This window comes from uncultured Capnocytophaga sp. (assembly GCF_963525585.1).
Lineage (GTDB): Bacteria > Bacteroidota > Bacteroidia > Flavobacteriales > Flavobacteriaceae > Capnocytophaga.
This window is the reverse complement of sequence record NZ_CAURLX010000022.1, coordinates 13799-35007: the sequence shown is the minus strand read 5'-3', so window position 1 is coordinate 35007 and position 21209 is coordinate 13799. Positions and strand designations below refer to the sequence as shown.

Genomic DNA, 21209 nt, shown 5'->3' with positions numbered 1-21209 from the left:
TTAGCCCTACACTTGTTTGACTTTTGGGCACCTGAGATGAACTACAAGTATATAGAGGCGCTCCCAGCCGACGAAACCCGCTACTATGGGGAGCTTGTAGAAAGATTCCACAACCCTATACGTGTAGGTATCTATGTACTTTGCTTTGTATTCTTATGCTTACACTTACTTCACGGCTTTCAATCTGCTTTCCAATCCGTAGGCTTAAAAGATGACAAACGCAAGAAACTCATCAGTTGCTTAGGTAATTGGTATTCTTACATCATCTGTGGAGGTTTTATCTTCGTAGCTCTTTTTCATTACATTAACTCTTTAATATAATACTTATGAGTACATTAGATTCTAAAATACCAGAAGGTCCTATAGCGGACAAATGGACAAAATATAAAGACCATATTAACCTTGTAAACCCTGCTAACAAGCGTAATATTGATATCATTGTGGTAGGAACAGGACTTGCAGGAGGCTCTGCCGCTGCTACTCTTGCTGAGCTTGGGTACAATGTAAAGGCATTTGCTTACCAAGATTCTCCTCGCCGTGCCCACTCTATTGCTGCTCAAGGGGGTATTAATGCTGCCAAAAACTATATGGGAGATGGAGACTCTACCTATCGCCTTTTCTATGACACTGTAAAAGGAGGTGACTATCGTGCCCGTGAAGCTAACGTATATCGCTTGGCAGAGGTTTCTGGAAATATCATTGACCAATGTGTAGCCCAAGGGGTACCTTTCGCACGTGATTACGGCGGATTACTTGATAACCGTTCTTTCGGGGGTGTACTTGTATCACGTACTTTCTATGCAAAAGGACAAACAGGACAACAGCTCCTCTTAGGTGCCTATGCAGCTATGAACCGACAAATCGCTCGTGGTAAAATAGATATGTACAACCGCCACGAGATGATGGATATAGTAATTGTAGACGGCAAGGCTCGTGGAATTATCGCTCGTAATATGGTTACTGGAGAGATAGAGCGCCACTCAGCTCACGCTGTAGTTATTGCCTCTGGAGGGTACGGAAACGTATATTTCCTTTCTACTAATGCAATGGGCTGTAATGCTACCGCTGCTTGGAAAGTACATAAAAAAGGTGCTTACTTTGCCAATCCTTGTTTTACCCAAATCCACCCTACCTGTATTCCTCGTTCTGGAGACTATCAGTCTAAATTGACCTTGATGTCTGAATCTTTACGTAATGATGGACGTATCTGGGTTCCTAAGAAATTAGAAGATGCAGTAGCTATCCGTGAAAAACGTAAAAAGCCAACTGAAATACCTGAGGAAGACCGCGATTACTACTTGGAACGTCGTTACCCTGCTTTTGGTAACTTGGTGCCTCGTGACGTGGCTTCTCGTGCAGCTAAAGAACGTTGCGACGCTGGTTTCGGAGTAAATGAAACTGGTGAGGCTGTTTACTTGGATTTTGCCTCCGCTATCGAGCGTTATGGTAAGGAACAATGTAAGATCCACGGGGTAGAACCTACCAAGGAAGAAGTAACCAAACGAGGGGAGCAAATTGTTGCTGCTAAGTATGGGAACCTCTTCCAAATGTATGAAAAGATTGTAGCAGAAAACCCCTACAAAACCCCAATGATGATTTATCCTGCTACCCACTATACAATGGGGGGTATTTGGGTAGATTATAACCTGATGACTACTATCCCAGGCTGTTACGCTATCGGGGAAGCCAACTTCTCTGATCACGGAGCTAACCGACTAGGAGCTTCTGCACTTATGCAAGGGCTTGCCGACGGATATTTCGTATTACCTTATACCATAGGAGATTACCTTTCTGCAGATATTCGTACTGGTAAAATTCCTACCAATACACCTGAATTTGATGAAGCAGAGCGCATTGTAAAAGAACGTTTGGCACACTTTATCAATAACAAAGGTACCCACTCTGTGGATTACTTCCATAAGAAACTGGGTAAGGTAATGTGGGACAAAGTAGGTATGGCACGTAATGCAGAAGGACTTAAGCAAGCCATCCAAGAAATCCGTGAAATCCGTGAAGAATTTTGGCGTGATGTAAAGGTACCTGGAGAACTCACTGGAATGAATGTAGAGCTTGAAAAAGCCAACCGTGTAGCGGACTTCCTAGAGCTCGGAGAACTATTTGCCAAAGATGCTCTTGAACGTAACGAATCCTGTGGCGGACACTTCCGTGAAGAGTATCAAACTCCTGAGGGAGAAGCACTTCGTGACGACGTGAATTATGCTTATGTTGCCGCTTGGCAATACACAGGGGATCCTACAGAAATTGTAAATACCTACAATCCTAGTGAGGAAATCTTACATAAAGAACCTTTAGTATTCAAAGATATAGAACTCAAACAACGTAGTTATAAATAGTAGTGATATGGCAACAATGAATCTTACCCTTAAAATATGGCGACAAAAAGACGCCAAATCAAAAGGTCAAATGGTTGAATATAAAGTTAGTAACATTTCTGACCATATGTCCTTCTTGGAAATGCTAGATATTCTTAACGAACAACTTATAGAAAGAGGAGAAGAGCCTGTGGCTTTTGACCACGACTGTCGTGAAGGAATCTGTGGAATGTGTTCTTTGTTCATCAATGGAGAAGCTCACGGTCCTGACCGCGGTATCACTACCTGCCAGCTCCATATGCGTATGTTCAAGGATGGAGATACCATCACTATTGAGCCTTGGCGTGCTACAGCTTTCCCTGTAATCAAAGACCTTATGGTGGATAGAAGCGCTTTCGAGCGTATCCAGCAAGCTGGAGGTTATATCTCTGTAAATACTTCAGGAAATACTCAGGATGCCAATGCTATTCCTATTCCTAAGTATGATGCTGACCGCTCAATGGATGCGGCAGCTTGCATAGGTTGTGGTGCTTGTGTAGCTACTTGTAAAAACTCCTCTGCAATGCTCTTTGTTTCGGCTAAGGTATCCCAGTTCGCTCTTCTCCCTCAAGGACGTGTAGAAGCGACTGAACGTGTTCTGAATATGGTAAATCAAATGGAACTTGAAGGATTCGGAAACTGTACCAATACAGGGGCTTGTGAAGTAGAATGTCCTAAAGGAATTTCTCTTGAGAATATTGCACGCCTTAACCGTGAATACCTTAAGGCTGTAGTTAAGTAAAGGATTATTATTTTTCATAAAGAAGAGCTATCCACTTCATTGGGATAGCTTTTCTTGTATCTATACTTTAGAAAATTTTCCTCATCTTTTCTATTTTTTTACTATCTTTGCCCTCTCAATAAGTTTATTCTGACAATCCTCTCTAAAATATTTTTTTATGAAAAAAATAGCCTTTCTTATACTTTGCTTACCTATTTTATTTGCTTGCAAACGAGATAGATTCTACACCCCTGAAACGATTCCTTCCGATTCGGATTCTGATTCCTTTCCTGTCATCTCGGGGATTACTGTAAGGGTAGAAGACCCTGAAGAAGAGGTCGATACCACCTCTATTGCTTTTGACCCTATTCCCAAAAGCAGTATTCACGACTCTATCAACTTATACTTAGCTGGAATGAATATTACCCAGAAAGCTATCTATGTGTCTCTTTCTGACGTTTATCAAAATGATTCCTTAGATGTCCCCCCTGAATATATAAAAAACCAGAAGAAAATGAATAAAAATTTTCTTCTACACTTCCCTCTTACTGGAAAATATAGAAAAAACATCTTCACAAGGATGAAATTCTCAGAGAACGACACTCTTTTCCTATATAATTATATAGATAATGTACTCAAAAAATATCCTTTATCCTCTCTAAAGGCTGTTGCAAGCCTGAATGCCTATGCTTCTGAAGAGGATATCGAGCCTTGGGATTATGAAATAGGCTTTGAACTCTTTCATTCCTCCGATTCTCTTAAGGAAGAACAAGTACAGCCTTATTGGAGTAGCTTTGTGTTTATCGGACAAGAAAGCCCTTTTGATAATAAAGGAATGACTCCAATGGTATGGCATAAGGTAAAAGCCAAAGAATTTCCCGTTCCCTACCAAATAGAAAATCCTCTCTATTCCTTAGGAGACACCTATAAATACGAAAGTAAAGAAGTGATTTGTTATATACAAGATTTTTATTTTGATTATGATAAAGGAAATTATGGAAGTGCAAAGCGATATTTTGTAGCTCTAGATCCCTCTACCAAAAGAATCCTTAAGAGAGCTTTCCTAGAAGAAAGTGAAGGACTTTTCTTTGTGCCTCCTATTACTGATACAGAGGAAGAAGGACTAATGCTTATTGGTAGGATTCTCAAAGGAAAACCTTTGGCTATCTATGGAATGACTAGTGCTTCCTTTGGTTGTGATCCACTGATTTTTCTTTCCGATAAACAGGGAGATATTTATATACAATGTGATAACAGACATTAATATACGACCTTTTGATAAGCTATGAAGAGACGAGTAGTGATTACCGGAATGGGAATTTATTCCTGCATAGGTACTTCCTTAGAAGAAGTAGCAAATTCTTTATATAAAGGAAAGTCTGGAATTATTTATGACCCTGAACGCAAGGCGTATGGGTATCGTTCTGCTCTTACAGGGAAAGTCCCTAGCCCTGAGCTCAAAGGTTTATTAAGCCGACGAGAACGTATCTCTATGGGAGAAGAAAGCGAATTCGCTTATATGGCGACCCTTGAAGCCCTGAGAACCGCAGGGATAGATATGGATTTCCTTAAGAATAATGAAGTAGGAATCCTTTATGGGAATGATAGTGTTGCCGAATCGGTTATTATTACCAATGACAGGATTCGAGAGAAGAAAGACACCACCTTGGTAGGCTCAGGAGCCGTTTTCAAAACGATGAATTCTACCGTTACGATGAACCTTTCCACCTTATTTGCTTTAAGAGGCGTTAATATGAGCATTAGTGCAGCCTGCGCCAGTGGCTCTCACGCAGTAGGGTTAGGGTATTTGTTTTTACAGAGTGGTATGCAGGAGATTATTCTTTGTGGAGGAGCACAGGAAACTAATAAATATAGTATGGGGAGCTTTGATGGCTTGGGAGTCTTCTCTATGCGGGAGGAAACTCCTGAAAAAGCCTCTCGCCCTTTTGATGCTGGCAGAGATGGCTTAGTCCCTAGTGGTGGAGCTGCCACCCTTGTGCTAGAAACCTATGAAAGCGCCTTACGAAGAGGGGCTACCATTCTAGGAGAAGTGATCGGCTATGGCTTTTCGTCCAATGGAGGCCATATCTCCACTCCCAATGTAGAGGGACCTGCTCGAGCAATGGCACGTGCACTAGAGAATGCTTCTCTTGAGGCTTCTGCTATTGACTATATCAATGCGCACGCCACCTCAACTCCCATAGGAGACACCAATGAAGCAAAGGCTATCTACCAGATTTTCGGAGGGAAAACTCCTGTAAGCTCTACGAAATCAATGACAGGGCACGAATGCTGGATGGCTGGAGCTAGCGAAATTATCTATTCCCTACTGATGATGCAACATCAGTTCATCGCTCCCAATATCAATATCGAACAGCTAGATCCTGATGCTCAAAAGCTACATATTATTACAGAAACACAAGAACAACCCCTGAAGACCTTCCTTTCCAATTCTTTTGGTTTCGGAGGTACCAACTCTGCACTTATTATAAAGAGATTTGGGTGAAATCTTGATAAAAATTAATTAAAAAGTATTTCCTTTATTGTAATTTATTTTGTATCTTTGTCACATCTTAATCTTAGCTAAAATAGCTAATTAATACATCAACTTATTATGAAAGAAAAAATAGAAAAAATGAGAAACGGCAAAGGCTTTATTGCTGCCCTTGACCAAAGTGGAGGAAGTACTCCTAAAGCTCTAAAACTTTATGGGATAGAGGAAAGTCGTTACTCAAACGAAGCTGAAATGTTCGATCTCATTCACCAGATGCGTACCCGAATTATCAAATCACCTGCTTTCAATGATAGCAAAATCCTTGGAGCCATCCTCTTTGAACAAACAATGGATCGCAAAATTGATGGCAAATATACAGCTGAGTACCTATGGGAAGAAAAACGTATTTTACCTTTCCTAAAAGTAGATAAAGGCTTAGTAGATTTGGATGCTGATGGAGTACAACTAATGAAGCCTATTACTAACCTTGCTGACTTACTTAAAAGAGCTAACGAACACCACGTATTCGGTACTAAGATGCGTTCTGTTATTAAAAAAGCATCCAAAGAAGGTATCGCAAGAGTAGTAGCTCAACAGTTCGAAGTCGCCAATGAAATCATTGCTGCTGGGCTTATCCCTATCATTGAACCTGAAGTAGATATCAATATTCCTGACAAAGCTGCTGCAGAAGAAATCCTACAAGAAGAAATCCTAAAACATCTTGATAAGCTTCCTGCTACTTCTGATGTAATGCTTAAGCTTACCCTTCCTACTGTAGAGAATTTCTATACTCCACTTACTAAGCACCCAAGAGTGGTTCGTGTTGTAGCCCTTTCTGGAGGTTATTCCAGAGAAAAAGCTAATGAAATTCTTGGAAAAAATCAAGGAATTATCGCCAGCTTCTCCCGTGCCCTCTCCGAAGGACTCTATGACCAACAATCTGATGCTGAATTCAACAAAACTCTAGCAGATTCTATAGAAGGAATCTATGAAGCTTCTATAAAATAATCAGGAAAAAGGAAAGTCCTTTCTCCTAAACATCTTAAAAATAAAAAATCCTCACTTAAGTGAGGATTTTTTTACTTAAAACTAACTAAATCTAATGAGAGGTTAAAACAACTGATATAAATACTAAAAAGAATGCTTTCTCATTAGACCTTGGAATGGAAATGAAATACTAAAAACATTTCTATACAAACGGACTTTTACATCCAAACAACAACGAGGCAAAGATATAAATTATTTTTCAAATAAACAATATTTATTTTTAATTATTTTAAATAAAATTTATTTTGTGTTGAAAATCAATGATTTATATTATTATAAAAATCTATTTTATTTTCTGGTAACAAATAAAAATCAACAAAGCGCCCTTTTTTTGTAATATAATTCGTACTTTTGCAAACTTTTTCATCCATAAATTCTTCTCAAATAATAATGAAACGACTTAACTTTTTAGAATTTATCAAGAGCTATGCCTTTGTAATTGGAGTGCTGAAATCTTTTGCTATTCTCTCCTGTGCTATAGCTGGCTGGCTTCTGGGAAATGTATCGGCAGGGCTTACAGCGGCTACTACCATCATAATGATAGCCCCTAGTGATATCCCTGGTAACCGCAAGCACCACTTAGGAGGAATTATTATCGCCACACTTTTTGTAGCTATCAGTTCGGTTTCTGTGAATTTCGTGAATGCTTATGGTTCCCTGTGGCAACTACTATCCTTAATGGCTATACTCACCTTTGGCTATGCCTATATTTCCCTCTATGGGGCACGTGCAGCGATGGTCTCTATTGCAGGGATTTTTACCCTTACCTTAGCCTTAGTCCGCCCACAGGAGGGTATTCATATCCTCTATAATGCCTTATATATTTTTCTAGCTGGGGCTTGGTATATTCTTTTGGTCAGAATACTGATGTGGATACGTCCACGCCAATACAGCGAGCAGCTCCTTGCTAAGTGTATGACCCTTACTGCTAAGTACTTACACACGCGTGCTTTACTTATCAGTGATACTGATTCACGTATGGCTAATAAGCAAGTGCTTCTTTCCCTACAGTCCTCTCTGAATGAGGAATACGAAAAGCTACGAGCAGTACTCCTTGACTCTCGTTCTAAATCAGGGAAGACCAACTACCTCCAGCGTCAGTTCCTTATCTTTATTGAGATGGTAGATATTTTTGAGCTAGCTATCGCGAATCCGATTCCTTATGAGAGAGTAGATAAATATGCTCAAAAGAACGCTCATTTCTTTGAGAAATACACCCATTTCTTAGAAGAACTCTCCCTGATTCTTCTTAAAATGGCTGATTATATAGGTGAAAGAAAAAAAGGGTCTTATAATATCAGCCTCAAAAGTCTTCTAGAAAAGCAATTGGAGTTCAAACAAGCCTATCTTAGTATTAACCAAGAGGAAAATTTTTCAGAAGAACAGGTACTTTTAGAGAAAATGTATCACTATTTGTCAAAACAGACTCAGAACATCTATAATGTTCAGCAAATATTCAACAATTACTATACCCAAGAGGTAAGTTATCGTGATGAGAAAAGTTATCGTCGCTTTGTGAGTGCAGATAACTATTCTATCAAACGATTGGCAGACCATCTTTCATTTCAGTCTTCCTTTTTCCGCCACGCTTTACGCCTTGCCATAGTAACTGTTATTGGATACCTGATAGGAGAAGCTTTTGAGGTACAGAACCCACACTGGATTCTCTTCACTGTATATGTAATTATGCGACCCGGTTATGGACTTACCCTAAGTCGCTCCAAGGAACGTGCTCTTGGAACACTCATCGGGGCAGGAGTGGCTTTCATATTGGTATATATATGCCAATATATCTTACACTTGGATTATGAAGTTTATAAATATATCTATGGGCTAGCTATCCTAATGAGTATGCCCTTTGGTTATGGACTTTTACAGGAGAATTTCAGTATGAGTGCGATTTTCCTTACTTTGTATATTGTCTTGGCTTATGCCCTTTTTGTTCCTGATGCAGTAAGCGTAGTACAATATCGCGTGGTGGATACGCTTATAGCTTTTATACTCTCGGTGAGTGCCAATTACTTACTTTTCCCCTCTTGGGAACATAAGAATTATAACCAGCTGATTATTAAAAGCCTCAGGGCTAATTTAGGCTATACCAATGAGCTTATTAAGCGAGTAGATACCCCTGAGATTACCACCGAGTATAAGGTAGCTCGTAAGAAGGCTTTTCTAGCTTTGGCTAACTTGAATGCAGGCTTGCAACGTATGCTTCAGGAACCCAAATCTCAGCAGAAAAACTATACTGTTCGCAATGAAATTCAGGTACTTCAGCAGGATTTCCTCTCTTGTGTAGCGACCCTCAGCACACAGCTCAGTGAGACTCCCTCCCCTATCATCCGCGACCTTTTTGTGCGTGCTATAGAGGAGATACAGCACAAGCTCCAGCACTGCGTTGCCCTCTTGGACGGCAAGCTGGATGAGGAGATACGTCCCTTTGACCCCAAGGTATTTGAAGAAATACGCCAGAAGACCCTTGAACTATTTTCTGAAACAGAAAAGGCACCTTCTGCCGAAAGTGCCTCTGAAATGATTCGTCCTCAAGAGATGCTCTTCTTTACTGAGCAACTCAACTACCTAAGAGAGTTAACAGATAACTTAGAGTTACATATTGAGAAAATGCTAAAGGAATAAGCTTCTGAATACCTAGAACTTTGGCTTTAAGCTGTATTTGAGATAGAATTTTTCGATGATTTCCTCTACCTCATCAGCAGTATCTACCACCTTAAAAATATCCATATCCTTAGCTCCTATATTGCCAAATTTATCTAGAAGCACCTCCTTAATCCAGCTAACCAGTCCGTTCCAGAACTCTGATCCCACTAGAATAATGGGGAAAGGCTCTATCTTGGTGGTTTGGATTAGGGTAATAGCTTCAAAAAGCTCATCCATTGTACCAAACCCACCAGGGAAAACGACAAACGCCTGTGAATAACGTACAAACATCACCTTACGGGCGAAGAAATAGTTGAAATGCAAGTTCTTATCCCTATCTACATAAGGATTATCGTGTTGCTCAAAAGGAAGTTCTATATTGATACCTACAGAGGCTCCCTCTCCCTGGGCAGCTCCCTTATTGGCAGCTTCCATAATACCAGGTCCTCCCCCAGTAATCACTCCGAACCCCATTTCTACAATGCGTTCAGCTATCTCTGTAGCTAAGTTGTAATACTTACTATCGGGCTGAATACGGGCTGAACCGAAGACAGACACACAGGGACCTATCTCACTGAGTCGCTCATAACCAGTTACGAACTCACTCATTATTTTAAAAATCCCCCAAGAATCGTGTTGCTTAAGAGATTGATTCTCTTGAAATTCGCGTCTTTTCGCCATCTTTTTTATTAATTCTGAATTACTTGCAAAAATATCACTTTTTTTATTACTAAAAGGCTTTCTTCCCAACTATTTTTTACGTACTTTTGCACTTATTTCTCATTTATGGCTGTTATTGTTAAAAACCTAACCAAGAGTTACCCTCCACAAAAGGTCGTAGATCAAGTCTCCTTTGAGCTTCAAGAGGGAGAAATTACAGGCTTCCTAGGGCTCAATGGTGCAGGAAAGACCACTACAATGAAGATGATTACAGGAGCCTTACTTGCTGACGAAGGGGAAGTTGAGGTATTAGGATACTCTATCACTAAGGAGCGCATCCAAGCTCAGAAGCATATAGGCTATTTGCCTGAGCACAATCCATTATATCTGGATATGTATGTAAAGGAATATCTACAATATGTTGCAGGCTTATATCATACCCCTAAGAGCCGTATAGGAACCTGTATAGAACTCACCCAGCTGGAAAGTCACGCCCATAAGAAGATATATATGCTCTCCAAAGGATACCGCCAGCGAGTAGGACTTGCTTCTACCCTTCTTCACGACCCTAAAGTGCTTATTTTAGATGAACCCACCAATGGGCTTGACCCTCAGCAAATACTAGAAATACGACAAATTATCCGAGAACTAGGAAAAGAAAAAATCATCCTACTCTCTTCCCACATTATGCAGGAGATTCAGGCTGTTTGCCAACGTGTTCTTATTCTCCATAAGGGAAAAATCATCCTTGATAAACAGATGAAACACCTACAGGATAAGGAACAAACCGTTGAGATTCTTTTTGATTACCGTGTAGAGGAACAGCTCCTACGCCGTATCCCTCATATAAAAACCATCCGAAATAACGAAGAGTTTTTTTTCACCCTTACCTTTGACACTCAAGAGGATATGAGAGGAAAGCTCTTTGATTTTGCTATGGAGAATGGGCTAAAAATCCTCCAAATGAATCACAAGCATACCGACCTGGAACAACTTTTTATGGAACTTACTCAAAACAATTAGGCAATGGCTGATATCCTACTTAAGATAACTCACCTGAGCAAGAATTATGGAAAGCAAGTAGCCCTTTCTGATATCTCCTTGGAAATTCCTAGAGGGAGTATCTTTGGGCTTTTGGGACCTAATGGGGCAGGAAAAACCACCCTCATCCGTATTCTCAACCAGATTTTCTTGCCCAATGAAGGAGAAATCCTCTTTGAAGGTGCCCCTCTTGCTCCCTCCGATATTATTCATATCGGTTATATGCCTGAAGAAAGAGGGCTCTATAAGAATATGACCGTAGGGGAACAACTCCTCTATTTAGGACAACTCAAAGGACTCTCTCGAACCCAAGCTATAGAACAACTTCACTTCTGGCTAGAGCGCCTAGCTATCCCCCACTGGAAAGAGAAAAAACTCCAAGAACTCTCCAAAGGAATGGCTCAGAAAGTACAGTTCATAGCCACTGTGATTCACCAGCCTAAGTTCCTAATTTTCGATGAAGTTTTCAGTGGGCTGGATCCTATCAATGCAGAAATCATTAAAGAACAAGTGCTCTACCTACGTGAAAAGGGCTGTACAATTCTTTTCTCCACTCATCGGATGGAATCAGTGGAAAGCCTTTGTGATCATATTGCCTTACTGAATCGTTCCAAACTATTACTCAGTGGAGAACTCAGGAATATCCAGCAACAATTTCAAAAAAACAGATATGAAGTGGGTATTATTCCTTTTGAAAATACCTCTTTTGATGAATTGGGAACGAATTACAAGCTATCTCAGGCGAATTTTCCTTCCATTCACAACGAAAAAAAGTGGCTTATTGAGCTCGACGAAGAACAAAATCCTCAAGAACTACTTCAATATCTCTTTCAAAAAGGAAATATCACTCACTTCAAGCAGGAAATACCTTCGGTGAATGATATTTTCATACAAACTATTCAAAAAGAAGAATTTTCTAAAAAAGAGAAAGATGCTTAAACCTCTCTAGAAAGGTTGTGTAATATAATCCAAATCTTCCCAGAAATTAGGGAAAGACTTCTCCACTACTGCCTTATTGGTAATGGTAATAGGAACTTTCAAGCAGAGAGGAGCAAAAGCCATTGCCATACGATGATCCCCGTAGGTATGGATGGCTACATTAGGGGTAATCTTGGAAGAAACTCCTATCCACAACTCACTATCGGAGATGCTTACCTGAGCTGACAGCTTGGTGAGTTCCTCCTTAAGAGCAAAGAGACGATCTGTCTCCTTTATTTTAAGAGTTTTAAGCCCACTTAAGAAGCATTCTATCCCCAACCCAAAACAAGTAACCGCAATGGTTTGGGCAATATCAGGAGCATCTATAAGATTATAGGAGAAAATAGGCGATACTTCTGTTCGTTCTTTAATCAATTGTATTTTATCCCCTAGAAAAAGGGTTTTTACTCCAAAATTCTGGTAAATATCTGCCACAACTCTATCTCCCTGCAAGCTTTTTTCGGTATAATTAGCTAAAAAAAGATTGGTTCCAGGCTCACTTAAAGCAATCAAACTATAGAAATAAGAAGCAGAACTCCAATCAGGCTCCACTACAAACCTTTTTGGGGAAACATAGGAGGTAGGCGGTACATATATGGTATTTTCATCAAAGGTAGCCGCTATACCTATCTCATTGAGTAAGGAGAGAGTCATTGTAAGGTAAGGGAATGATGTAATATCCCCTTGCAAATGAAGAGTAAGCCCTTGAGAGAATGTAGGAGCTACCATCAGTAATGCAGAAATATATTGGCTACTTACATCTGCCTTAATAGAGAGTTCCCCTCCTTGTATCTTTCTCCCTTCTATTCGTAAGGGAGGGAAGCCTTCTTTTCCTAAGTAAGTAATAGAAGCGCCTAGGGTAATGAGTGCCTCCACAAGAATCGCAATAGGACGTTCTTGCATTCTCTCAGAACCTGTAAGGATGACTTTCTGCTCCTGAGCACAGGCATAGTAAGCTGTTAAGAAGCGCATCACCGTTCCTGCATCACCTACATTTATCTCTTCTTCTAGAGGATATAATCCCTGACGCATCAGGATAGCATCATTTGCATCGGAGAGGTTATCTATCTGTAATATAGGGAAAATCCGTTGCAAGAGAAGCAAGCGATTGGTCTGGCTCTTTGAACCTCCTAGAGAAAGGGTAAGATGCTTTTTTATCCGTTTTTTTTCTAAATGAATATTCATTGAAGCGTTTTAATTTTAGAGGGGGCAAAATTACAAAATATCCCCTAAAGTTCTTTAGAAATGCTAATTTTTTAAGAGAAAAATTAAACTCTGTTATTCACTTTATTTATTCATTAAGTTTTCTTATCTTTACACCCTAAAATTAAGCAAGAAAATCATTAATGAAATGGCTTGAAAAACTCTTTAAAACCTTTTCAAAAGAGCCAGAAAAGCCCCAAGAGCAAATGAAACATTCGCTTCCTGTAGATGAAGCTTTCGTTCATAATTTCAAGGAAAAGGGAGGAATTTTTGTATATATAGAGACTCTTGAAGAGCTTCCATCTATTTTTGAGAAAATTCTCTTAGAGAACAACCGTGAAGCAACTGTTTTCACCCATAATGCATCCTTGGAGGCTATTTTCTATTCCTCATTTTCCTCTTATTTTGAAGGAGATGACCAGAAAGCGACTTTTTTTCTAACAGATTGTGAGTATCTGGTAGCTCAGGAAGGCTCTATTCTGTTTTCATCTAGGCAGTTAGGACAGAAGCGCTTAGAGGAGCTACCTCCTGTATTGATTGTCGTTGCCAAAACAAGCCAAATTGTTGGCTCCCTGAGAGATGCTATGGCGGGTGTAAATAGAAAAACACAGACAAACCGACCTAATAATATTCGCGCTTTGCGAGGATTTGAATCCCCCAAGGAGAAGGATTCTATTTTTGCTGAAAGTTGCTACCGTACTACCTATTTGCTCCTTATAGAGGATCTTAATCATACTGAAGAATGAATGAATTACTCAAACGAAGTATCACAGGGATTCTTTACGTTTTCCTATTACTAACCGCCATTATGCTTTCCAATGCGGAGGCTTTCGGCTTTCTTTTTCTTATTTTTGGGCTTATCTGCTTGTATGAGTTCAAGCGGCTTATTCGCCTTGGAGGGAGTGCTATCTACCTTGTATTCCTAGTACTCTGGTGGAGCTTTAATTACCTATTTCTCACCAATAATTTTTTGGTTTATTTGCTCCTTTTTGCTGTAGTGGTAACTGATATCTACCTTGTCATCTATTTGTTCAAGAAAGAGCCTGTACATTATAGCAAACAGCAGAAGTTCCTACTGAGCCTATTATATGTAGGAGGGGGTTGCTTATTTATTCCCCTTTTGTATAAGGTAGAAGTCAAGAATTATGTAGAAGCCATTTCATCAGATCCTTTTCCCTTCTGGGAATTTTCACAATGGCGTTTCTCAGAAGCTTTTAACGAAGCACAACACACAATGATAGCTGTACTAGCCATTATCTGGGCGAGTGATAGCTTTGCTTACCTTTCGGGACGTTTCTTAGGGCGGACAAAACTTTTTCCCTCAGTATCCCCAAAGAAGACAGTGGAAGGCTTCATAGGAGGCTTTTTAGGAGCCTTATTAACCGCTTTTTTATTTTCGCTTTACAGCCATAAAAATATTTGGGAATGGTTTCTTATAGCTGCTGTATTGGTCATTGCAGGTACCTTAGGAGACTTGGTCGAATCCAAGTTCAAGCGAGTAGCTGGCAAGAAAGATAGTGGCACCATTCTCCCAGGACACGGAGGATTGCTTGATAGGCTTGATAGCCTCATTTTTGCCTCTCCTTTTGCTTATATAGCGCTCCAAATAGCCTTTTATTTGTAAAAAATTCATCTATAAAATACAACCAAAATGTATACCTACCAAGCTTTCGGTGACAGATATGTTCTTAGCCTTGAGAATCACGTAGAGATCACAAAGGCTATGACAATGTTCTGTGAGGAAAAACAAATTAAAGCAGGTGTTATCCACGGTATAGGTGCCGTTGGTAAAGCTACACTCCGCTTTTTTGACCCTCATACAAAACAATATATAGATAAAACCTTCCAAGAACAGATGGAAATTGCTTGCTTAATAGGAAATATTTCACAGAAAGAAGGAAAACCTTACTTACATCTACACATCGCCCTTGGCAGATCGGATTATAGCGCCTTAGCTGGACACCTGCTAGAGGCCACCCTTAGTGGTGCTGGGGAATTTGTCATCGAAGCCTTTGAGGGAAGTTTAGAACGTTATTATAACACAAGCATAGGGCTAAATCTGTACCAACTTAGAAAATAATTATCCCTTTTTACTTGTTTTATCCAATATAAATAAGTACCTTTGTTGGAAATTTGTGATTTCTTTATATTTCTTATGTAAAGTACAGAAAATAAGATAATTATAAAACCTTTTAATTTATTGTTTATTACTATGGACGTACAAAAAATTATGACCTCTTTGGAGGCAAAGCACCCTGGTGAAAAAGAGTACTTACAAGCAGTACACGAAGTATTAGAATCTGTACAGGATGTGTATAACCAACACCCTGAATTTGCAAAAGCTAAGATTATTGAGCGTATTGTAGAACCAGATCGTATCTTCACCTTCCGTGTGGATTGGGTAGATGACAAAGGAGAAGTACAAACTAACTTAGGGTATCGCGTGCAGTTCAATGCTGCTATAGGTCCTTACAAAGGGGGTATCCGCTTCCATAAGGCAGTGAACCCTTCTATGCTAAAGTTCCTTGGGTTCGAACAAACTTTCAAAAATGCCCTTACCACCCTTCCTATGGGAGGTGCCAAAGGAGGATCTGATTTTGACCCTACAGGAAAATCTGATGCTGAGATAATGCGCTTCTGCCAAGCTTTTATGCTTGAATTGTGGCATAACATAGGCCCTGATACTGACGTGCCAGCAGGTGACGTAGGAGTAGGCGGACGCGAAATCGGATATATGTACGGTATGTACAAAAAATTAGCCCGTGAATATAACACAGGTGTCCTTACAGGAAAAGGAATCAATTGGGGAGGCTCTCTTATACGTCCTGAAGCTACAGGGTATGGAGCCCTTTACTTTGTAGACCATATGCTTAAAAAGCTAGGTAAAGACCTTAAAGGACAACGTGTAGTTGTTTCAGGATTTGGAAATGTAGCCTGGGGAGCTTCTGAGAAAGCCACTCAGCTAGGTGCTAAAGTTATCGGACTTTCAGGTCCTGATGGTTGTGTAGAGGTACCTAATGGTATGACTCAAGAAATGATTGACTACCTTCTTGAACTTCGTGCTTCTAACCGTAATATCGTAGCTCCTTTTGCAGAAAAATTCGCTAAAGAAAGCAAATTCACTGCAGGTAAAAAGGCGTGGGTAATCCCTTGTGATATAGCCCTTCCTTGTGCTTTCCAAAACGAATTGAACGAAGAAGATGCTAAAACCCTTATCGCTAATGGTGTGAAGCTCGTAGCTGAGGTATCCAATATGGGATGTACTCCTGAGGCTATCAAAGCTTTCCAAGATGCTAAATTGCCTTTTGCTCCTGGAAAAGCAGTAAATGCAGGAGGAGTAGCTACTTCTGGACTTGAAATGACTCAAAATGCAGCTCACCTTGCTTGGCGTTCTGAAGAAGTAGATGCTAAACTACACCAGATTATGGAATCTATCCATAATGCTTGCCTCAAATACGGACAAGAAGACGGCTATATCAACTATGTAAAAGGAGCTAATATTGCTGGATTTATGAAAGTAGCTAGCGCTATGCTTGATCAAGGAATTGTATAAATAAATTTATCCAAACTTAAAAGAGAGGTAATCTTGTGGTTACCTCTCTTTCCTTTATAAAACGGTTTAATTCCTCTATTTTTTGATAAAAGCCTCCACCTGCTCCTTAACCTTTGTCCAGAGCTTTTCTAATGCAAATTCGCTTGCCCAAGCCACATGAGGAGTAAGGAGTACTCTGGGGTGAGTAGCGAGCTTTAAGAGTGGATCAGTATCGGCAGGAGGTTCTTGCTCGAATACATCGGTAGCAAATCCCAATAGCTTCCCTTGTTGTAGAGCGTCATAAATCGCCTGGGGATCCACTACAGCTCCCCGTGCCACATTGATAAGTAAGGGCTTTCTGGACATCCGAGCTATTGTTTCTGTATTTATCAGATGATGTGTAGCAGGGGTAAGCGGACAGTTTAAGGAAATAATATCACTCTGAGCAAGAACTTCCTCAAAGGGTTTATAATCCGCATTACGAGGGGCTTTCCCTTGATGTTCTGCCCAGAGAACACGCATTCCAAAGGCTTTCGCCCGCTCAGTAATGGCTTTCCCTATATTACCTATCCCTATAATCCCGAGGGTGCGGGTATGGAGGTCTAGTATGGAAGGCTCTGTAAGACAGAAACGTCCATCGGCTTGCCAATCCCCCTTCTCTACAGCTGTGTGATAAGGCTTGAGCCCTCTCATCGCTGCCAGTAGAAGCATAAAGAAATGTTCAGCAACACTTTCTGTAGAATAGCCTACTACATTCTTCACCTCTATCCCCAGCTCTTGAGCGGCTTCTTTGTCTATATTATCGGTGCCTGTAGCAGTCAGCTGGATAAGCTTTAAGGAAGGTAACTGCCGAAGATGCTCTCGCCTGAGCTTCACCTTATTGGTAATAGCTATCTGAGCTCCTTGGAGGTGCTGTAGTACTTGCTCGGGCGTAGTACTCTGATAAACAACCCATTCAGTAATCCCTTGAGGAACAGTAAGTTCTAACTGTTCAGATAAAGTATTTCTATCTAAAATAACAGCTTTCATAAGTATATTTTTCTTAAAATATTAGTTCAGTTGGATATGATATTGTATAATAAAAGCTCCTTTACGCATAGCGACTTCCTTTTGCTGATTGAATATAGGTCGGTTCTGGTAACAAAGACTAAGCTTATTACTATGTCCTTTGAAAAACACATTGACTCCCAAGTCATAAGCAAGCATTGCGTCCTTAAGTCCATCAAATTTGGAATATTGCAAGGCTACATTGGGCTGTACTCTTGCAGTAAATTGTTCATTTTTACCTAAAAGATAGCCAGCCAAGAAGCAAAAAGTACTTCCTGTACCAATTACAGGGTAAGCTGTACCGCCTCCGTTAAAATATTCTTGTGAAGATACCCCTGCTACGTTGTTATTCCCTATGTTTCTGACATAATTTCGCCCAAAATCTGTATAATAATAACCCAGATTCAGGGTAAGCGCATTATTCCTTTCGGAAAGAGGTGTATCTAGGAATACCTCTGTAGAGAAGTTCTTATAATCATAATACTTCGGTATTCCTCCTTGAAGTTCGGACATCATTTGTTTCTGATAGACTCCTCCTAAGGATAGATTGAATACCCTTTTAGCTCCTATATAAGTTCCTACAGTATAAGGAGTTTTATTACTCTCACGCTCCCAGAAGTCATACTTGAGATGTGCTGAATATTGCTTATGAGGAGCATTCTTAGCATAACCTACTACACCTTCTTTTTCGTCTGTAATTACAGTTAGAGGGCTCTTGAGAGTCAGCACATAACTAAGATTCTGTAGCTGTCCTTTAGTAAAAACTCCAAAACTTCTCACATTATCATCATTCATATTCACAGTGAATAGTGGAAAACTAGGCGCGTCCAAGCCCATCATACTTCCACTAGCTTTCATCGCATTTCGGCTCCCATTCCAGCCAAACTTACCTATTCCTACAGTGAACTCAGGAGCAAACTGATAGTCCGCATAGAGGTCTAGAATTCCTATGCGATCATTCTTATTACTATTAAAGTTATAATTATTTCCTCCAAAAAGTCCATAAAAATACAATTTAGGAGTTAACTGCCCCTGTAAGCCTATACGTAAACGACGGATGGATATATCTGTTACACGGCTCACTGGTGTTCCATTAACCGTCGTATGAGGATTTGCCTCATAATAACGTGCCCAAAAAGTTGATGAAAGGTTCGCCTTGATATAGGTTTTCCCGTCCTCACTAAGGTTACGACGTAAATACTCTTGACTCCATAGTAAGGAGGGAGCACATATCATTAACATTAATAACTTTTTCATATAGAAATTATTTTTAAAATTTTCCTCTAAATGTCACACAAATATACAACTATTTTTGAAAAACAAAAAGTGAGGAAAGAAAAATATCCTTTCCTCACTCAAATAACAAACTATTCTCGTTAAAAATTAGTTTTCATACTTTATATTATCCAATACAAACTGTTTTGAGCCTGTAGCAGGCTTAATAGTAAGGGTAAAAGCTCCTGTTTTATTCAAATCAATAGAAAATGTTCCGCTGGCATTATGAGCAAAGCTATGTTCTCCTATTTTTTGAGTACTATTCTCATCTCCCTCATATATCTCAAAATGTCTATTCTGTGTAGCGTTATAAGCAGCTTTGTAGTCTATGAAAAGCTTACGTACGCCATTAGGGAAAGTAATCTTGATATAAGGTTTTTCCCTATGATCAGTAAGCATTAATCCCTTTCCAGAGATAGCATAGTTGGTATTTTTATCATCTTTGAGGTTGGTACGCCCCTTGTAGCTCAAGCGAACTCCTTCGGTTGTTTGGAGAGTTCCTGTAATATTATATCCGTTAGAAGAACTTGTAATTTGCTCGAAATCAAACGTCTTCCCTTGTGATGGTTGAGGTTGATTTTGTGCTGGAGTTGTTCCAAAAACCAAATCGCTCTCTGCTGTATAAACGATTTCCTTAATCACTTCATTAGAGCCTCTAGGTGTGAAATTGGTAAAAGTCCCTGTTACTGTAATCTCCTGCCCTGAAGTACTGAGCTTTGTTTTGGCCGCTTCAGAAAGGGTATTGAATACAGAGTTCTGGGCATAAATTTGTACCAAAGTATTATCCGAGAACTTGAAATAAGGATGATTTGCTTGTACAACGATATTTCCGTGAAGTTTTACTTTCTTCCCTACCACATAGTCAGTAGCGGTAGCTGTAGAAGCTTCTAGATCGGTGATAGGCTGAGGAGCTGGAGTTGTTCCAAAAACCAAATCACTCTCTGCTGTATAAACTATTTCCTTAACTACTTCGGTAGAATTCCTAGGAGTGAAATTGGTAAAAGTCCCTGTTACTGTAATCTCCTGCCCTGAAGTACTGAGCTTTGTTTTGGTTGCTTCAGAAAGGGTATTGGATACAGAGTTCTGGGCATAAATTTGCACCAAAGTATTATCTGAGAACTTGAAATAAGGTCGGTTTCTTTCAATAACAATATTCCCGTGAAGCTTTACTTTCTTCCCTACCACATAGTCAGTAGCGGTAGCTGTAGCAGCTTGTAGTAAGGGAACATTTTCATTTGTCTGTCCCGTACCATCCACAGGAGGAATGCCTCCTTGGTCATCTTTAGCACAAGAAGCTAATAAAGCAAGTGCAAGGCTCGCTAAGAGTAATTTTTTCATATAACTGTATTTTAATTTATTATTTTCAAATCTTCTATAGTATTAACAGAGAATTGATACTCATCTTGGAACTTGGTAAGGATCCCTGTAATCTGGAGGTTTCCTGCAGGAAGTAGCTGGTTAGCATAAGTTGCAAACTTGCTAGTAAGAAATCCTAAAGATGCTCCAGAGGTACTAATGAGTTCGTAGGTAGTACTATACTGATTGAGAGGATTATGATAGGGCTTTCCAACATCTGCAGAGGAGAAGCGTACATTCTTAAGAGTAATCAACTGATTATTATACAATTCCCTATTAAAACGCAGATTCTCAAAGGTGGTTGAAAGTCTCTCCAGAGCTACCCGTTCAGTGGTAGGCACCAGTACCTGTGCGTACATTGAGGAAGGCAAGCTGTGGATTCTAGGATTCCCACTAGAAGTAGCTCCGTGCCCATAGCCTATTTCAATAATCGAATAGCGAGAATTATACCACAGGGTAGTTCCCTGAAGTCTTACTTGTACCTTGCTTCCTACAGGGAGGTCTCCATAGAGTCCTTTTTGATCAATGGCTACCACTAGTGTACCAGACTTGTCTGGGGCTTGTACATAGATTTTCTTATAGAAATTACCTGATTCGTCACTGGAGATTACATAACCCTCAAAGGCATCATTTCCTTCATATTGGGAGAAAGAGGTAGTTACTCTTGTCCTAAGCTGCGAATAGGTAACAAATTGCCCTGTAAAAGCTTCTGCTTGGGCTTTTTGCTTTGCAGAGAGCTCTTCTAGGTTAGGCGTATCATAGTTGGACATCTTTTCACAAGAAGAAAGGAATCCTAGAGAGAGTATATAGAGTGCGAGCTTTTTCATT

General features: G+C 39.9%; 18 protein-coding genes and 1 pseudogene. 13 read left to right on the top strand and 6 right to left on the bottom strand.

Annotated elements, in window-relative coordinates:
• The 7 genes and pseudogenes from RYK20_RS06585 to RYK20_RS06555 all read left to right on the top strand — a co-directional run.
• Positions 1-321, top strand: a pseudogene (locus tag RYK20_RS06585) (succinate dehydrogenase); the annotation flags it as partial.
• Positions 322-326: 5 nt separating this feature from the next.
• Positions 327-2354 carry a fumarate reductase/succinate dehydrogenase flavoprotein subunit gene (locus tag RYK20_RS06580; protein ID WP_314894847.1) on the top strand — a complete coding sequence of 676 codons (2028 nt, stop codon included), beginning with the start codon at positions 327-329 and terminating at the stop codon, positions 2352-2354.
• A 7-nt stretch (positions 2355-2361) separates the two neighbouring features.
• Positions 2362-3114 (top strand): succinate dehydrogenase/fumarate reductase iron-sulfur subunit, encoded by a 753-nt coding sequence (locus RYK20_RS06575; protein ID WP_297979802.1) that lies wholly within the window; start codon positions 2362-2364, stop codon positions 3112-3114.
• 157 nt (positions 3115-3271) lie between these two features.
• Entirely contained in the window at positions 3272-4357 is a 1086-nt protein-coding gene (locus tag RYK20_RS06570; RefSeq protein WP_314894846.1) for a hypothetical protein, read from the top strand.
• Between the two features lie 21 nt (positions 4358-4378).
• Positions 4379-5599: a beta-ketoacyl synthase gene (locus tag RYK20_RS06565; protein ID WP_297979807.1), complete on the top strand. Its 1221-nt coding sequence runs from the start codon at positions 4379-4381 to the stop codon at positions 5597-5599.
• A 105-nt stretch (positions 5600-5704) separates the two neighbouring features.
• Positions 5705-6595 (top strand): fructose bisphosphate aldolase, encoded by an 891-nt coding sequence (locus tag RYK20_RS06560; RefSeq protein WP_314894848.1) that lies wholly within the window; start codon positions 5705-5707, stop codon positions 6593-6595.
• 429 nt (positions 6596-7024) lie between these two features.
• Positions 7025-9268 (top strand): FUSC family membrane protein, encoded by a 2244-nt coding sequence (locus RYK20_RS06555; RefSeq protein WP_314894845.1) that lies wholly within the window; start codon positions 7025-7027, stop codon positions 9266-9268.
• 12 nt (positions 9269-9280) lie between these two features.
• On the opposite strand, the gene RYK20_RS06550 is transcribed toward RYK20_RS06555, so the two are convergent.
• Positions 9281-9970 carry a TIGR00730 family Rossman fold protein gene (locus RYK20_RS06550; protein WP_297981119.1) on the bottom strand — a complete coding sequence of 230 codons (690 nt, stop codon included), beginning with the start codon at positions 9968-9970 and terminating at the stop codon, positions 9281-9283.
• A gap of 105 nt (positions 9971-10075) precedes the next feature.
• On the opposite strand from RYK20_RS06550, the gene RYK20_RS06545 reads away from it, so the two are divergent.
• Both RYK20_RS06545 and RYK20_RS06540 read left to right on the top strand, forming a co-directional pair.
• The gene (locus tag RYK20_RS06545; protein WP_297981117.1) at positions 10076-10972 is read left to right on the top strand and encodes an ATP-binding cassette domain-containing protein; all 897 of its coding nucleotides are present in this window, start codon (positions 10076-10078) and stop codon (positions 10970-10972) included.
• A 3-nt stretch (positions 10973-10975) separates the two neighbouring features.
• The gene (locus RYK20_RS06540; RefSeq protein ID WP_314894844.1) at positions 10976-11929 is read left to right on the top strand and encodes an ATP-binding cassette domain-containing protein; all 954 of its coding nucleotides are present in this window, start codon (positions 10976-10978) and stop codon (positions 11927-11929) included.
• A gap of 6 nt (positions 11930-11935) precedes the next feature.
• Here RYK20_RS06540 and RYK20_RS06535 read toward each other — a convergent pair whose 3' ends face one another.
• Positions 11936-13153 carry a 3-phosphoshikimate 1-carboxyvinyltransferase gene (locus RYK20_RS06535; protein WP_314894843.1) on the bottom strand — a complete coding sequence of 406 codons (1218 nt, stop codon included), beginning with the start codon at positions 13151-13153 and terminating at the stop codon, positions 11936-11938.
• A gap of 161 nt (positions 13154-13314) precedes the next feature.
• On the opposite strand from RYK20_RS06535, the gene RYK20_RS06530 reads away from it, so the two are divergent.
• The 4 genes from RYK20_RS06530 to gdhA all read left to right on the top strand — a co-directional run bounded on the left by RYK20_RS06530 (position 13315) and on the right by gdhA (position 16724).
• Entirely contained in the window at positions 13315-13917 is a 603-nt protein-coding gene (locus RYK20_RS06530) for an LUD domain-containing protein (RefSeq protein ID WP_314602766.1), read from the top strand.
• Positions 13914-14795: a phosphatidate cytidylyltransferase gene (locus tag RYK20_RS06525; protein WP_314894842.1), complete on the top strand. Its 882-nt coding sequence runs from the start codon at positions 13914-13916 to the stop codon at positions 14793-14795. Before RYK20_RS06530 ends, RYK20_RS06525 begins: the two co-directional genes overlap by 4 nt.
• A 27-nt stretch (positions 14796-14822) precedes the next feature.
• Positions 14823-15251: a PPC domain-containing DNA-binding protein gene (locus tag RYK20_RS06520; RefSeq protein WP_314894841.1), complete on the top strand. Its 429-nt coding sequence runs from the start codon at positions 14823-14825 to the stop codon at positions 15249-15251.
• Between the two features lie 132 nt (positions 15252-15383).
• Positions 15384-16724 (top strand): NADP-specific glutamate dehydrogenase, encoded by a 1341-nt coding sequence (gene gdhA / locus RYK20_RS06515; RefSeq protein ID WP_297978281.1) that lies wholly within the window; start codon positions 15384-15386, stop codon positions 16722-16724.
• Between the two features lie 75 nt (positions 16725-16799).
• On the opposite strand, the gene RYK20_RS06510 is transcribed toward gdhA, so the two are convergent.
• The 4 genes from RYK20_RS06510 to RYK20_RS06495 all read right to left on the bottom strand — a co-directional run bounded on the left by RYK20_RS06510 (position 16800) and on the right by RYK20_RS06495 (position 21208).
• The gene (locus tag RYK20_RS06510) at positions 16800-17732 is read right to left on the bottom strand and encodes a D-2-hydroxyacid dehydrogenase (protein ID WP_314894840.1); all 933 of its coding nucleotides are present in this window, start codon (positions 17730-17732) and stop codon (positions 16800-16802) included.
• Between the two features lie 21 nt (positions 17733-17753).
• Positions 17754-19007 carry a porin gene (locus RYK20_RS06505; RefSeq protein ID WP_314894839.1) on the bottom strand — a complete coding sequence of 418 codons (1254 nt, stop codon included), beginning with the start codon at positions 19005-19007 and terminating at the stop codon, positions 17754-17756.
• 126 nt (positions 19008-19133) lie between these two features.
• Complete coding sequence (locus RYK20_RS06500; protein ID WP_314894838.1) at positions 19134-20363, bottom strand: DNA-binding protein; 1230 nt, start codon at positions 20361-20363, stop codon at positions 19134-19136.
• 11 nt (positions 20364-20374) lie between these two features.
• Complete coding sequence (locus tag RYK20_RS06495; protein ID WP_314894837.1) at positions 20375-21208, bottom strand: DUF5689 domain-containing protein; 834 nt, start codon at positions 21206-21208, stop codon at positions 20375-20377.
• Between the last annotated feature and the right edge of the window lies 1 nt (position 21209).

What these genes read in the sequence shown, in the direction of transcription:
- RYK20_RS06505 (WP_314894839.1), bottom strand. Translation starts at nt 19,007, where the DNA reads ATGAAAAAGTTATTAATGTTAATGATATGTGCTCCCTCCTTACTATGG.
- RYK20_RS06535 (WP_314894843.1), bottom strand. Translation starts at nt 13,153, where the DNA reads ATGAATATTCATTTAGAAAAAAAACGGATAAAAAAGCATCTTACCCTT.
- RYK20_RS06570 (WP_314894846.1), top strand. Translation starts at nt 3,272, where the DNA reads ATGAAAAAAATAGCCTTTCTTATACTTTGCTTACCTATTTTATTTGCT.
- RYK20_RS06555 (WP_314894845.1), top strand. Translation starts at nt 7,025, where the DNA reads ATGAAACGACTTAACTTTTTAGAATTTATCAAGAGCTATGCCTTTGTA.
- RYK20_RS06510 (WP_314894840.1), bottom strand. Translation starts at nt 17,732, where the DNA reads ATGAAAGCTGTTATTTTAGATAGAAATACTTTATCTGAACAGTTAGAA.
- RYK20_RS06525 (WP_314894842.1), top strand. Translation starts at nt 13,914, where the DNA reads ATGAATGAATTACTCAAACGAAGTATCACAGGGATTCTTTACGTTTTC.
- gdhA (WP_297978281.1), top strand. Translation starts at nt 15,384, where the DNA reads ATGGACGTACAAAAAATTATGACCTCTTTGGAGGCAAAGCACCCTGGT.
- RYK20_RS06550 (WP_297981119.1), bottom strand. Translation starts at nt 9,970, where the DNA reads ATGGCGAAAAGACGCGAATTTCAAGAGAATCAATCTCTTAAGCAACAC.
- RYK20_RS06500 (WP_314894838.1), bottom strand. Translation starts at nt 20,363, where the DNA reads ATGAAAAAATTACTCTTAGCGAGCCTTGCACTTGCTTTATTAGCTTCT.
- RYK20_RS06575 (WP_297979802.1), top strand. Translation starts at nt 2,362, where the DNA reads ATGGCAACAATGAATCTTACCCTTAAAATATGGCGACAAAAAGACGCC.
- RYK20_RS06545 (WP_297981117.1), top strand. Translation starts at nt 10,076, where the DNA reads ATGGCTGTTATTGTTAAAAACCTAACCAAGAGTTACCCTCCACAAAAG.
- RYK20_RS06530 (WP_314602766.1), top strand. Translation starts at nt 13,315, where the DNA reads ATGAAATGGCTTGAAAAACTCTTTAAAACCTTTTCAAAAGAGCCAGAA.
- RYK20_RS06495 (WP_314894837.1), bottom strand. Translation starts at nt 21,208, where the DNA reads ATGAAAAAGCTCGCACTCTATATACTCTCTCTAGGATTCCTTTCTTCT.
- RYK20_RS06580 (WP_314894847.1), top strand. Translation starts at nt 327, where the DNA reads ATGAGTACATTAGATTCTAAAATACCAGAAGGTCCTATAGCGGACAAA.
- RYK20_RS06540 (WP_314894844.1), top strand. Translation starts at nt 10,976, where the DNA reads ATGGCTGATATCCTACTTAAGATAACTCACCTGAGCAAGAATTATGGA.
- RYK20_RS06565 (WP_297979807.1), top strand. Translation starts at nt 4,379, where the DNA reads ATGAAGAGACGAGTAGTGATTACCGGAATGGGAATTTATTCCTGCATA.
- RYK20_RS06520 (WP_314894841.1), top strand. Translation starts at nt 14,823, where the DNA reads ATGTATACCTACCAAGCTTTCGGTGACAGATATGTTCTTAGCCTTGAG.